Source organism: Bhargavaea cecembensis (assembly GCF_001619585.1).
GTDB classification, from domain to species: Bacteria; Bacillota; Bacilli; order Bacillales_A; family Planococcaceae; genus Bhargavaea; species Bhargavaea cecembensis_A.
In genome coordinates, this window is record NZ_LQNT01000001.1 from 196,305 (window position 1) to 209,083 (window position 12,779).

13 protein-coding genes are annotated in these 12,779 nt (G+C 51.5%); 11 read left to right on the forward strand and 2 right to left on the reverse strand.

The window, feature by feature from the left end; genetic code table 11:
* Window positions 1–202: 202 nt before the first annotated feature.
* The 4 genes from AV656_RS01010 (at window position 203) to AV656_RS01025 (ending at window position 3,588) form a co-directional block, all read left to right on the forward strand.
* Window positions 203–1,288: an SDR family oxidoreductase gene (locus tag AV656_RS01010; RefSeq protein WP_063178861.1), complete on the forward strand. Its 1,086-nt coding sequence runs from the start codon at window positions 203–205 to the stop codon at window positions 1,286–1,288.
* Window positions 1,289–1,400: 112 nt separating this feature from the next.
* Window positions 1,401–2,309, forward strand: a complete 909-nt coding sequence (metA, locus tag AV656_RS01015; protein WP_063177948.1) for a homoserine O-acetyltransferase MetA — start codon at window positions 1,401–1,403, stop codon at window positions 2,307–2,309.
* Window positions 2,310–2,327: 18 nt separating this feature from the next.
* Window positions 2,328–2,759, forward strand: coding sequence for a DUF1801 domain-containing protein (locus AV656_RS01020; RefSeq protein WP_063177950.1), 432 nt, complete (start codon window positions 2,328–2,330; stop codon window positions 2,757–2,759).
* Window positions 2,760–2,838: 79 nt separating this feature from the next.
* On the forward strand, window positions 2,839–3,588 hold the full coding sequence (locus AV656_RS01025) for a hypothetical protein (protein ID WP_063177952.1): 750 nt from the start codon (window positions 2,839–2,841) through the stop codon (window positions 3,586–3,588).
* 116 nt (window positions 3,589–3,704) lie between these two features.
* Here the strand turns inward: AV656_RS01025 and AV656_RS01030 are convergent, their stop codons facing one another.
* Window positions 3,705–4,448, reverse strand: coding sequence for a glycosyltransferase family 2 protein (locus AV656_RS01030; protein ID WP_063177954.1), 744 nt, complete (start codon window positions 4,446–4,448; stop codon window positions 3,705–3,707).
* 127 nt (window positions 4,449–4,575) lie between these two features.
* On the opposite strand from AV656_RS01030, the gene AV656_RS01035 reads away from it, so the two are divergent.
* The 6 genes from AV656_RS01035 (at window position 4,576) to AV656_RS01060 (ending at window position 10,547) form a co-directional block, all read left to right on the forward strand.
* Window positions 4,576–5,085 (forward strand): DUF1648 domain-containing protein, encoded by a 510-nt coding sequence (locus tag AV656_RS01035; RefSeq protein WP_231877213.1) that lies wholly within the window; start codon window positions 4,576–4,578, stop codon window positions 5,083–5,085.
* A gap of 18 nt (window positions 5,086–5,103) precedes the next feature.
* Entirely contained in the window at window positions 5,104–5,403 is a 300-nt protein-coding gene (locus tag AV656_RS01040) for a TIGR04104 family putative zinc finger protein (protein ID WP_063177956.1), read from the forward strand.
* Window positions 5,397–6,536, forward strand: coding sequence for a M50 family metallopeptidase (locus AV656_RS01045; RefSeq protein WP_063177959.1), 1,140 nt, complete (start codon window positions 5,397–5,399; stop codon window positions 6,534–6,536). Before AV656_RS01040 ends, AV656_RS01045 begins: the two co-directional genes overlap by 7 nt.
* Window positions 6,537–6,672: 136 nt before the next feature.
* On the forward strand, window positions 6,673–7,269 hold the full coding sequence (locus AV656_RS01050) for an anthranilate synthase component II (protein ID WP_063177961.1): 597 nt from the start codon (window positions 6,673–6,675) through the stop codon (window positions 7,267–7,269).
* The gene (gene pabB, locus AV656_RS01055; protein ID WP_063177963.1) at window positions 7,259–9,007 is read left to right on the forward strand and encodes an aminodeoxychorismate synthase component I; all 1,749 of its coding nucleotides are present in this window, start codon (window positions 7,259–7,261) and stop codon (window positions 9,005–9,007) included. Before AV656_RS01050 ends, pabB begins: the two co-directional genes overlap by 11 nt.
* A 121-nt stretch (window positions 9,008–9,128) precedes the next feature.
* Window positions 9,129–10,547: a sodium:solute symporter family protein gene (locus AV656_RS01060; RefSeq protein ID WP_063177965.1), complete on the forward strand. Its 1,419-nt coding sequence runs from the start codon at window positions 9,129–9,131 to the stop codon at window positions 10,545–10,547.
* 61 nt (window positions 10,548–10,608) lie between these two features.
* Here the strand turns inward: AV656_RS01060 and AV656_RS01065 are convergent, their stop codons facing one another.
* Complete coding sequence (locus tag AV656_RS01065; protein ID WP_063177967.1) at window positions 10,609–11,085, reverse strand: S-ribosylhomocysteine lyase; 477 nt, start codon at window positions 11,083–11,085, stop codon at window positions 10,609–10,611.
* Window positions 11,086–11,256: 171 nt separating this feature from the next.
* On the opposite strand from AV656_RS01065, the gene AV656_RS01070 reads away from it, so the two are divergent.
* The gene (locus AV656_RS01070; protein WP_063177969.1) at window positions 11,257–12,639 is read left to right on the forward strand and encodes an MATE family efflux transporter; all 1,383 of its coding nucleotides are present in this window, start codon (window positions 11,257–11,259) and stop codon (window positions 12,637–12,639) included.
* Window positions 12,640–12,779: the final 140 nt, after the last annotated feature.

Sequence of the window (12,779 nt, forward strand, 5' to 3'; positions counted from 1 at the left end):
GAACCCTCCCTATCCGTGATAGTTTGTGTTTTCCCCGTTTGCCTTTCATGAAACGGCTGTCGAATCAGGTGAGATCACATCTTGTTTTGACTTTCTTTCTGAATGAGGAGGAATCGGTATCGGCGGCGCAGAAAAAGCCGGCATAGTCGAACGTTCCTACGGGTCCTTGAAAGAGATGATATGGGGGAGGTAACAGGAGTTGGTGAAGCGCATTTATTTATTCACGGGATTTCCCGGGTTTCTCGCGACACGGATTATCAGCAGGCTGGCCGAGGAGGAGCCGGAATCCGAATTTGAGCTGCTTGTCCAGGAATCCGCCATCCCTGAGGCGGAGCGCATTGTCCAGAGGCTCAGGGGAAACAAACGCACTAAACGATTCAGGATCCATGCCGGCGATATTACGAAGACCAACCTGAAAATGGAGAGGACATTGTCCGAGCGCCTGCAAGAGACGGTGACCCATGTCTTTCATCTGGCAGCCATCTACGACCTTGCCGTCCATGATCGAATCGCCCAGTCAGTAAATGTCACGGGGACGAGGAATGTGAACCTTTGGGTTTTGGAATGCAAAGCGATTGAGCGTTATGTGTATTTCAGCACTGCCTATGTATCCGGCGACCGGAAAGGCACCATTTATGAAAATGAACTCGCACTTGGCCAGGATTTCAAAAACCACTATGAAAAGACGAAGCATGATGCGGAAGTGCTTGTCCAGTACATGCGAGACCGAATCCCAACCACCATTATCCGGCCGGGCATTGTTCTCGGGGATTCCAAAACCGGGGAAACAGCCAAGTTCGACGGCCCTTATTTCATGATGCGCTATCTGGATAAGTTTTCACGGATGCCGATTCCCTATGTGGGTAAAGGGGAGGCGCTGATTAACCTTGTGCCCGTTGATTATATTGTTGAGGCTACTGTTTATCTGTCCCGTCATCCCGCCGGAGCGGACAAGGTGTATCACCTGACGGACCCGAATCCTTATCAGGCAAGAGAAGCATTCAGGCTGATTTCCGAGGCGCTTACCGGGAAAGCGCCTTCATTCACGATGCCTCATTCGACGGTCAGGATCATGCTGTCATTCCCTCCATTACGGAGGTGGGTGAAAGTGGAAAAGGAGACGCTGGACTATTTCCGGCTTGAGGCGGTTTATGATTGCACGGAAGCACAGCGGGATCTCGAACCGGCCGGCATCAAATGCCCGGACTTTGCCGATTACATCCCGGCAGCGGTGGAATACTACCGGCTGCATCGGAATGATCCTGCCAAATTAATCGAAGTCGTCTGATATTCTGAAACTTTCTCCTACCATTCGGGCACGGAATCGTCTATCATTTGGGTATTGCGGTTTATCCATATGCCTTCATATAGACAACCTGCCAAGAAGGGGGAAATCGGACATGCCGATTAACATACCGAAAGATCTTCCTGCCGCAATGAAGCTGAAGGAAGAGAAAATATTTGTCATGGACTCGGATCGTGCAGTTTCTCAGGACATCCGTCCTCTGAACATCCTGATCCTGAACCTCATGCCTGAAAAGGAACGGACTGAACTCCAATTGCTGCGGCTTCTCGGAAATACGCCGCTGCAGGTGAATGTCACATTCATGACGATGGCGAGCCATCAGTCGAAAACTACGAGCAAGTCGCATCTGGATGCCTTCTATGTCACGTTCGAAGAGATCAGGCATCGCCGGTTTGATGGAATGATCATCACCGGTGCGCCGATTGAGCATCTGGATTTCGAAGAAGTGAATTACTGGAACGAGTTAAAAGAGATCTTTGAATGGTCGGACCAAAATGTCACGTCACTTCTGAATATCTGCTGGGGCGCACAGGCAGCGCTCTACCATTTCTACGGAATCGGGAAGCGGCCGCTTCCGGAAAAATGCTTCGGAATATACAGGCATACCATCTCAGATCCGACTGTCCGGCTGGCACGGGGATTCAACGACCTGTTCGTCGCGCCGCACTCCCGCTATACAGAGGTGGACTCGGAAGACATCCGAAATCATCCGAAGCTTCACCTTCTGTCCGAGTCGGACGAGGCGGGTGCCTTCATCATTGTATCCAAAGATGAAAGGCATATCATGATCACCGGGCACCTGGAATACGATGCGGATACCCTTGCGATTGAGTATCGGCGTGACCAGAAAAAAGGTCTGGGTACAGCCATCCCCGAGCATTACTTCCCGGACGACGACCCGGAGAACATTCCGCTTAATACCTGGCGTTCCCATACGTTCCTGCTGTTTTCCAACTGGCTCAATTATTATGTATACCAGGAAACGCCTTACGTCTGGGAATAACAGGGGGAGGGAATCCGTGTGTACGAACAGAAAACAAAACCGTCCGATGACAGCGTGATTGAGTTTATCGAGCAGGTGGACCAACCGAGGAAAAAAGAGGACGCCTACCGTCTCCTCGATCTTTTCACGGAGACGACCGGAAGGGAAGCGGTGATGTGGGGGCCGAGCATCATCGGATTCGGGAAGTATCATTACAAGTATGCTTCGGGCCACGAGGGGGACGCGCCGCTTGTCGGCTTCTCTCCGAGAAAGTCCAAAATCAGCCTTTACGTGACGGCAGAAAATGTTTCAAAACGTGATGAGCAGCTTTCCCGTCTCGGCAAGCATACATCCGGCAAGTCTTGTATCTATATCAACAAGCTCGATGACATCGACCCCGACGTTCTGAAAGAAATGATTCTGAGCACCATCGGATTCCTTGAAAAGACGTATCCTGATGGCATCGAATAAGATGAGGGAACCTGCGGAACAAGCAGGTTCCTTTTTTGTCCGGCGGGTAAAGTAAGTACGAACAGCCGGAGGGATGCAGATGAAAAAACAAGTGTGGCTCATGATGTTCATCCTCGTCCTGTCAGGATGCAGCGGGGAATCTGAAAAAATAACCGATAGCGAAAAATCCGGAGAGCAGCGATTGAGCGAGCTTCTCGGCACCATCTCTGAAGTGGACTCCTACGAAATGAATGTTGAAATCCTGGCAGAAACGGCTGACGGAAAGCAAGAGGCGACCATGGGAAAGATCAAAGTCGCAGACTTCGATATGCCGGAGATGCACGCCGTCTACGAAAGGATGCCCGAAGTGGTTTCACAGGAGAATACGCCCGCACTGGAATACTACCAGGCAGGGGAACGCCTGGTGATCAATCTGGGAGACGGATGGACAAACAGAAGTACAGAAGACATCACTGCGGATGATCTGCCATCGGTCCGTTATATGGACATTGTACAGTTGCTGAGGAAAGTGGAAGAGGAACTGGACACCGATGATTCCGGCAGGATTATCTATGAAGGTGACAGCCAAACCGTGTTTGACGCATTTAAAAAAACACTGTCAGTTTCCTTCACGTCAATCCAACCGGAAGCGGCAAGCAGTCAGCTGGAGGTGCGTCTGGATGACCAATCATCGATCATGAAAGATTTTCAGTATACCGTTACCGGGACGGAAAATGATCAGACTGAAACCATCAGCTATCGGCTGGAATACTACCGGATGAACGAGGTGGAGGGAATTGACATTCCTGATGACGTCCTTGATGAGATGAGCGGTATGACCACTCACTAAAGCCCACTTTCCAGGCAGAAAAAACGGGTATATAGAGAAATAGAATAGACCTCTTTTGTGTCCGGAAATACAACGTAATAAAGCCTGTCCGAAATTGGCGGACAGGCTTGGTGTATTCAAGTTTCTTCGACTAACTCCCGTTCTGCACGTTTCACGTACAGTGAGCTTCCGCTGAAATAGCCAGCAATGATTTTAAGGAAAATCCGGACCGAATCAAGTACGGGGCGGTAATGGGAGCTTGAATTGTGATCCAGATAGATGGTCCGGATTCCCACTTCACGGATTTCAACATTTTCCCGCACCGCATGAATCAGGGTGTTCATTTCGAAGTCGTATCTGTTTCCCCGGATCATCATGAGCCAGCGGAGCTCCCTGCGGGAAATTCCCCGAAGACCGGTTTGGGTATCTTGGATCCGTCTGCCGAAAAGCATGTGGAACAGCCGGGATGTCAGCCGGTTGCCGAACAAACTTCTGCCGGGGATTGCTGGATGGACAAAGTCCCTGACTCCGAAAACCAGCCCTCGGGCCGACCTGGTAGTTTCCCTGGTAACCTGGATGACATCTTCGACGGCATGCTGTCCGTCGGCATCGGCAGTCACGACATGAGTGACTGTCTTACAATCTTCAAGTACATGCCGGAATGCCGTTTTAAGCGCAGCTCCTTTTCCAAGGTTCCGCTCGTGGATGAGTACGGTACATCCCTCTATTCCCCGGATGGAATCAAAGATCGGTTTTGATGGAAGTGTGCTCCCATCGTCGACAACAATGATCCCGAAATCTCCATGTTGTTTAAGCTGCCGGATATAGTCAGGCAAATTTTGATCCGGATTATATGCGGGAATGATGATTGCTTGATTCAAATTCGTGCCTCCTTCCGGATACGTGGTTACTGTCCTATACCCGTTTCAGCAGTTGTATGCAAACCGGATTACCGGCTAGAAGGGTGAAACCGGCAGGGGGGAATGATCGTATAGAGAGGCAGGGGTGATGATCGTGAAGACCAATGATCGTCCGAAGCTGGACATTCCGAAGGGAATGTTTGAACGGTTGATTGACGGAGCAGCGATCGGTGCATTGGTTTGGATAGTCTTTTATCTGGTATCTGTCTGGGGAATTTTGCCGGAACAAATTCCGGCCCACTTCAATGGGGCAGGAGAAGTAGACCGCTGGGGATCGAGATGGGAGCTCGTGATGCTGCCCGTCATTGCCGCTCTGCTTTGGGTGGGAATGACCTTTCTTGAAGAGCATCCTGAATGGCATAATTACATGACGGAACTTAATGAACGGAACATTGAATTCCAATATTGGAATTCCAGGATGTTGCTGAATGTCCTCAAGAACCTGATCGTCCATGCCTTTGTTTATCTGAGCTACCGCACGACACAGGTGGCACTCGGCGAAGCAGACTATCTTGGAGTGATGTTCCTGCCGATCTTTCTCGTCCTTATATTTGCTCCAATGATTATTTTCATGATCCGGTCGCTTAGACACCGGTAACGAAAGGAGGGGACCGGCATGCCGGTCTGTGCAACTTGTCATCATCGGTGGTCATTCAAGGAAACGTTGCGGGCGATGTATACTCTGAAGCCGACAATGACCTGTCCGAACTGCAGAAAGGAACAGCATCTGACGTCCGCTTCAAGAAAACGGGGAGCCTTCGCACCGTTTCTGGTACTGATTCCCATGCTGCTAAATGTATTTTTCGATCTGAACTGGCTAACCGTCATCGGGGGAATGGTGCTGATCGCGGTTGTCTTCAACCTGGTTTACCCCCGGATGATCGAACTCACTGATAAAGAGGAACCGATTTGGTGACGGCATCCGATAAGGGGAAAGGACAAAAGAACAAAAGCCTGGGGCAGACATTGGCCGGGCTTGCCATCGGTGTTGTTCTGTGGCCAGTGTTCCTTCCCTATTTGTATATTCATGAACCGGTGATCGACCTTCGAAATATCATGATCATCATTGTCTCGATCTTTGTCAGTGCGGTCCTCGCCCTGATCATTCATGAATTCGGACATGCCATCGCCGGAGCCGTCTCAGGCATGACGTTCATGAATATGAGCATCGGTCCGATTGTCATGATCCGGTCAGGCGGAAAAGCCCGGATCATTTTTCAGAAGCCCGCTCTCGGATACCTGGGGCGTGCCATGCTGCGGTTTCCTGCCGAGACCACTGAGGAACAGATGGAATCGCGGCTCAAGCAGTACGTGGCCGGTGGTCCTGCAGCAAATATGATCGCGGCAGCCATTTCGGTTGTGCTTGTTTACACAATCCTGCCGTCGGGTGTCTTGCTGACATTTGCTATCGTCAATCTCCTGCTTGGAGCGGCAAACCTGATCCCGACAGACAGCAAGGGAATGATGACGGACGGAAAGCATCTGTCCATGCTTTCCGGAAAAACTCCGGGCAAGGAACTGGTGCTGGTCAGCTATCGCCTCATGCAGGAAGATGCGGAAGGGACAGACTGGAATCCGGAAACAGTGAGAACAGCCGAAGAGCTGATCAGGCGATATCCGGATCATTCGCTGACGCCTGCCTTGTATGCGTCTCTGTCTCCCTATTACATAAACGGAAATCCGGAGGATTCCGAGGCGCTCGGGCGTGGCATTGCATTCCGAGAACGGCAGCAGAAAATAGACCCGCTTCAGGACATGGCAGACATCGCCATGGTCCATGCACTTTATGCTGCCGGGAAACTCGCCGCCGAGCCGGAAATCCGTACGAAGCTCAGCCGGATCAGTGATGCCGAAAAGGTAACCCATCTGTTCCGGGATGCCTATTCTGAAATTTTGGACGGCCGGCCCGGGCAGTTGGGCGATTACTTGGATCAGCTGGAACGTGTACTCGGCCCATGGCATTCACTGTATCTGGAAGGAAAGTTTGAAAAGGGACGGATCCTCGAGTTAAGGCGGGCTCTCGATGTGGCCCGTCCATCCAATGGTTAGACTGCATGGTTCTCTTTGCCGGATGGCCCCGACAAGCAGCAGCTTGTGAGGACCCTATCGGCTTTCTCTATGTACGGGAAGAGCGTGGGACATTATACTGGGGAGGATACCGAATAACCGATAATGGAGACGAACAATGATACTGGTAATAGATAATTTCGATTCGTTCACTTTTAATCTTGTCCAATACCTGCGCCGCATCGGAATGGAGGTTTCAGTACGCCGAAATGACGAAGTGACCGCGGAGGAAGTCCGGAAGATGGCCCCCGGGGCGATCCTGATCTCTCCGGGCCCGGGAAATCCGGATACTTCGGGCGTTTGCCTGGAGATTGTCGGAAGGTTCCACAGTGAAATCCCCATCATCGGCGTCTGTCTCGGACAGCAGGTGATCGCCCGGGCATTCGGCGGCTTCGTCATGAAAGGAAGCCGTCCGGTTCACGGCAAAACTTCTCCAATCATGCACGATGGCCGCGGTGTATTCGCGGGACTCCCATCACCACTAAGAGTGGCCAGGTACCACTCCCTTGTGGTTGAGGAAGAAACGCTTCCTGAATGCCTTGAAGTGTCCGCCAGAACAGCAGAAGGGGAGATCATGGCGATCCGCCACAAAGTGTATCCGGTAGAAGGCGTCCAGTTCCACCCGGAAGCCATCCTCACCGAAAAGGGACTGGATATGCTGATGAACTTCGTTTTGCAGGCGAACAGCCCGGAGGTGATCCGTCATGCAGAATAACGGCCGTGAGCCTTTTTTGTCATTTGAGTATGCCTCCGCCAAAGGGCATATCATCCCGCGTACGTTCCGCAATCCCGAGAAGGTGATCCGGGCAGAACAGATTGACGAAGTCATTCCCGCACTCCGGGAGGTCCAGGAAGCTGTGGACGCCGGCTGGTATGCAGCCGGTTTTCTCTCTTATGAAGCATCACCTGCCTTTGATCCGGCTTATCGGGTGAGAGAGGGGCAAACGATGCCGCTCCTATGGTTCGGTATATTCCGGGAACCGGAATATAGGGCACTCCGCCCGTCAGGTCCGTTCAATGTTTCCGACTGGAAGCCGGACACCGGGGAGCAGGAATACAGAGAGGCCATCCGCACCATCAAACAGGCGATCGAGCACGGAGAAACCTATCAGACAAATTATACAATCCGGCTACACAGTCATTTCCGGGGAAATGATGTGGCGCTGTTCGAACGCATGAAGCGGGCCCAGTCCTGTAATTACAGCGCGTATATCAACACCGGTGAGCATTCCGTGCTTTCTGCTTCTCCTGAGCTGTTTTTCAGGGTGGAGGGCAGCCGCATCACGACCAGGCCGATGAAGGGGACTGTTAAAAGAGGGAAGACAACAGAAGAAGATCAGGCTCTCTCGGAGTGGCTGGCCGGTTCCGAGAAAAACCGGGCGGAGAATGTAATGATCGTCGATCTTCTTAGAAATGATCTTGGAAGAATTGCCCGGACAGGCAGCGTTGAAGTATCAAAGCTTTTTGAAATCGAACGCTATCCGACTGTACACCAGATGACTTCCACCGTTGAGGCAGACCTGGAGGAAGGAACAGGTCTGACCGACATCTTTGGTGCTCTCTTTCCATGTGGCTCCATCACCGGTGCACCCAAGGTCAGCACGATGGATCTGATCTCAAAGCTTGAGGATTCTCCTCGCGAAGTGTACTGCGGCGCCATCGGGTTCATCACACCGGAACGGGAAGCGGTGTTCAATGTTCCGATCCGGACGGTCATGATCGATCAGACGAATGGAAACGCCACTTGCGGTGTGGGTGGCGGAATCACATGGGATTCGACCAGCGAAGAGGAATATGGAGAAGTTCTGGCCAAGTCGAGCTTTCTTGAACTGGACCGGCCGGAATTTAGCCTTCTGGAAAGCCTTTTGCTTGAGGAAGGCTGTTACTTCCTGAAAGATGCGCATCTCGACCGGATGTCACGCTCTGCACGATACTTCGGCTTTCCGTTCGACCGGGAATTGGTCTCGGATCATCTTGACGAGCTGGCGGAGTCGCTGACTGAAGACGATTATAAAATACGCTGTCTGCTCAACCGTAACGGAAAGCCGTTCGCAGAAAGCCAACAGATCGGGGAAGCACCCTGCCTTCCCGAAGTCGTTCTCGCTGATGGCCCGGTCGATCGGGAAAATCCGTTCCTCTATCATAAAACGACACACCGGGCAATTTATGATGAGCGTGCAGTTCCCGGCTGCTATGATGTGCTTCTGTGGAATCAGGCAGGTCAGCTGACAGAATTTATCAATGGTAACCTGGTAGTTGAAATCGGCGGCAGGCGCTGGACGCCACCGGTATCCAGTGGCCTGCTTGCCGGTACTTACCGGGATGTTCTGCTCAAGGAAGGTGTCATTGCAGAAAGAGAGCTGTCTGTATCGGACCTGGAATCCTGCACGAAAATCTGGCTGGTCAACAGTGTGAGGAAATGGGTGGAGGTCCGTCTGGTACAAGAGAAATAGATGGGGAAGAGGCTGTGCAACCGCACGGCCTTTTTTATTCATCCGATAAAAACGGAGAAACAAAGGAATCCTGCAGAAAGTTGTTGAAGGGAGGAGAAAGACAGCGAATAGGGGGTACTTCGTGAATATTTCAGCTTGGATTTGGGGAATGACCATCGTATTGTGTGCACTCTTCATCATGGTCGCGTTCCTTTTCAGAAAAAAATCAGGAGAGAGTTTTGTTCAGTATGCGATTGCCGGCGGAACACTTCCTTTTATTCTGATTCTCTTCACGGATATTGCAACCATCATGGGGGTCGGCAATTTTGTCGGACACTCTGCCAAAGGATACGAAATCGGGGTGGCCAATATCCCGTTCGTCTTTGGAGAGCAGGGGGCAAAGATCCTGTTTGCCCTCGTGTTTGCCGGGTTTGCAGCACGATTTACATACGTGACAATTGCCGAGATGATGGATGATCTGATCTTGCGGGACCGTATTGCCAGGGCTCTGATCGCCATCCTCACTTCAGCGATCATGATTGCATGGACGAGCGGGCAGGCCATCGGGATGGGGGCACTTTTCTCGACATTCACGGGAACGGAACCGCTTCCGATGATTCTTCTTTTTTCCGGAGTGTTTATCGTCTATACGACGATCGGCGGCATGTATTCGGTCGTGTGGACGGATTTTATCCAAGGTTCGCTTCTCATCGCGATCGCGCTATGGTTTTATTACCGTGTCTTCAGTGAGGTCGACTTCAGTTATTCAACACTCCAGTCGCGGCTTGCCGATGTTGAAGGACTCCATCTGGCATCACTGAATCTTTCGGCCATGGAGGTATTGAGCCTGTTCGTGACCGGTGTGTTCGGCATACTGGCCGCGCAGGTATATTGGCAGCGATGTTTTGCGGCAAAAAGCCCTAAAGTGGCCAGCCGTGCGATGCTGATCGGCGGAATTGTCGCCATCGTGTTCACTTCACTCACGACGCTGGCCGGGCTTGTCGTTTATACGAAAGACCAGTCGCTGGATCCGAACCAGGCCATCTCCTATTTCATTCTGGAAGAACTGACTCCTGTTGCAGTGCTGGCCTTTTTCCTGCTCGTTTTCCTTGCAGCCATTTCCAGTGCATCCTCGCTTCTTCATGCCGCTTCTGTGGTGATCGTCAATGACCTGATCATCCCGAATATGAAGAGGAGGGAAGAAACCTTCTATGTCAGCATGACCCGATGGTGCGTTTTATTGGTGGGTGTATTCTCCGTCGGAGCTGCCCTCCTATTCGAGTCGATCATTGACCTATTCTCGCTTGCCTACACGATGGCAGGCGGAGGTGTTATACCGGTGCTGATCGTCGGGCTTCTGTGGAAGCAGAGGAAAAAGGAGAGGTTTGAAATGGGAAAGCGGAACAGCCGTGTCACGGTATGGGGGGCAAGAGCCGGAATTCTGGCCGGATCGATCGTATCGGTCACTTCCGGTATCCTGTGGGGGGTGCTCGTTTCGGCGATTCTGACAATATTGGTATCGATGCTTCTTCCCGGCAGGAATCAACCTGTTCTTACTTGATATCAGTCCAGGAATAAATAAAAGGAGACTCCCAGAGGGAGTCTCCTTTTATTTATGGCAGTCACTTTACAGGTTCTGCGAATTTCCGTTCGAATGCATCGATGCTGATACCGGCTTCAAGAACCTGCTTGGCATACTCTTTGGCAGCGAACAAAGAGTGATCCCGGTAGTTGCCGCATTCCAGTGCGGAAACGGCCGGTACGGTCTCTGTTTCAATCACTTTTTCCAAGGTTGCCTTGAGGCCCCGTGCAATTTCTGCAGGGTCGTGCTCATCCCAGATGATCATATAAAAGCCAGTCCGGCAACCCATCGGAGAAATATCAACAATGCCTTCGACTTCATCCCGCATATAAGTTGCGAGCAGGTGCTCTAGCGTGTGGACTGCTGAGGTCGGCATGGCATCCTTGTTTGGCTGGAGGAAACGGAGGTCATATTTTTGGAGCGATGAGCCTTTTGTATGCTGCTCTGTACCTGCAAGCCGGACATACGGGGCAATCACCTTGTTATGGTCCAGAAGGAAGCTTTCGACTTGTGCCATTGGGCCATCATCCTTTCCTGATTCAATTCCTATTTATCATATCAGATTTAAAATACAAAATAAACCATCTAAACTTTCCAGAGAAAAAACAAGTTAAACAGTTTTCAACGCGGAACCGGCATGGTATGATATTTCCTGTTTTGATTCTAAAAAAAGGAAGAAGGAAATGCGGTGTCTGCGACTGCAGTTGGCGGCCAGGAAAAGAAGCTGAGCCTCTTTCATCTGACGTGGCCGATTTTTCTAGAGTTGTTTTTGTTCATGCTGATGGGATTAACGGATACCTTCATGCTGAGTTCACTTTCGGATGATGCCGTCTCCGGGGTCGGAGCTGCCAACCAGTATATCCATATCGCAATTCTTGTGCTTGAAGTCGTAGGGAACGGAGCTGCAATCGTTGTCTCCCAGTACCTGGGGTCCAAGCGTTATATAGAAGCAGCCAAAATTTCGGGCCTGGCGGTTTCGCTTAACCTCCTTGTCGGTCTGGGCCTTAGTGGCATGTTTATGCTGTTTACAAACCGGCTGATGACTGCCATGAATTTGCAGGGCGAAGTTCTTGCCCATGCAGAAGCCTATTTGTCCATTGTGGGCGGTGCCATTTTCCTGCAGGCCATCATTAATTCTCTTGCTGCTGTGATTCGTGTGCACGGCTTTACGAAGCAGACGATGTTCGTTTCACTCGGGATGAATATTATCCACGTAATCGGCAACTATGCCCTGATCTTCGGGAAGTTCGGGCTGCCCGAACTCGGCGTGCAGGGCGCCGCAATTTCGTCCGTCGGAAGCCGTCTCATTGCCATGTTCGTCTTTTTCTGGCTGCTGTACAGGGTAATGGAGTATAAGGTCGAATTCAGGTACTACATTACCTGGACCCGTTCGTACATTGCGAAAATCCTGAATATCGGGCTTCCAAGCGCGTTTGAGCAGATCCTGTACCAGGGATGCCAGCTCGTCTTCCTATACTATGTGACGCATCTCGGCACAGAGGCGCTTGCAGCCCGGCAGTATGCGGTAAACATCTCGATGTTCAGCTACTTGTTCGCCCTGGCGATTGGTCTCGGGACATCTATCATTACCGGCCGTCTTGTAGGGGCGGGGAATAAGGATGAGGCTTACAGAGGACTTTGGAGAAGTCTGAAATGGGCGTTTCTGTTCACCGTCATCATGGTTGCGGTGGTCATGGTGTTCCGCTATCCGCTCATGCGCATGTTTACGGATAATGAGGCAATCATCGAACTGGGGGCAACCGTACTCCTGCTGGCATTCCTGCTCGAGACCGGCAGAACATTCAATATCGTCATCATTAACTCGCTCCGCGCATCGGGTGACGCGAAATTCCCGGTCTTCATGGCGGCTGTCTCGATGGTCCTCATGAGCCTGCCGCTCGGCTATTTCCTTGTGTTTATCATGGATCTCGGACTTGTCGGTGTCTGGCTGGCCATCGCTGCCGATGAATGGACACGCGGTATCTGCATGGCGCTCCGCTGGAAAAGCCGGGCCTGGCAGAGGCATGCCCTTGTCGATGACGACGTGCAGCCGGTCCCTGAGATTGCATAACAGTAACATAAGATGTATCCGGACTGGAACGCACAAGGCCGTTTTTTGCCTTGTGCGTTTTTTGTGCTGAAAAATTCAGCTCTTGCATTAAAAGAAACAGCCGACCCCCTGTAATGGGGAATCGGCTGTCAGGCCACGGC

Bases quoted from the DNA above. Each gene is read 5' to 3' on its own strand.
- AV656_RS01065 (WP_063177967.1), bottom strand. From the start codon at position 11,085: ATGGCACAAGTCGAAAGCTTCCTTCTGGACCATAACAAGGTGATTGCC.
- AV656_RS01040 (WP_063177956.1), top strand. From the start codon at position 5,104: ATGCCGGTCTGTGCAACTTGTCATCATCGGTGGTCATTCAAGGAAACG.
- pabB (WP_063177963.1), top strand. From the start codon at position 7,259: ATGCAGAATAACGGCCGTGAGCCTTTTTTGTCATTTGAGTATGCCTCC.
- metA (WP_063177948.1), top strand. From the start codon at position 1,401: ATGCCGATTAACATACCGAAAGATCTTCCTGCCGCAATGAAGCTGAAG.
- AV656_RS01050 (WP_063177961.1), top strand. From the start codon at position 6,673: ATGATACTGGTAATAGATAATTTCGATTCGTTCACTTTTAATCTTGTC.
- AV656_RS01025 (WP_063177952.1), top strand. From the start codon at position 2,839: ATGAAAAAACAAGTGTGGCTCATGATGTTCATCCTCGTCCTGTCAGGA.
- AV656_RS01035 (WP_231877213.1), top strand. From the start codon at position 4,576: ATGATCGTGAAGACCAATGATCGTCCGAAGCTGGACATTCCGAAGGGA.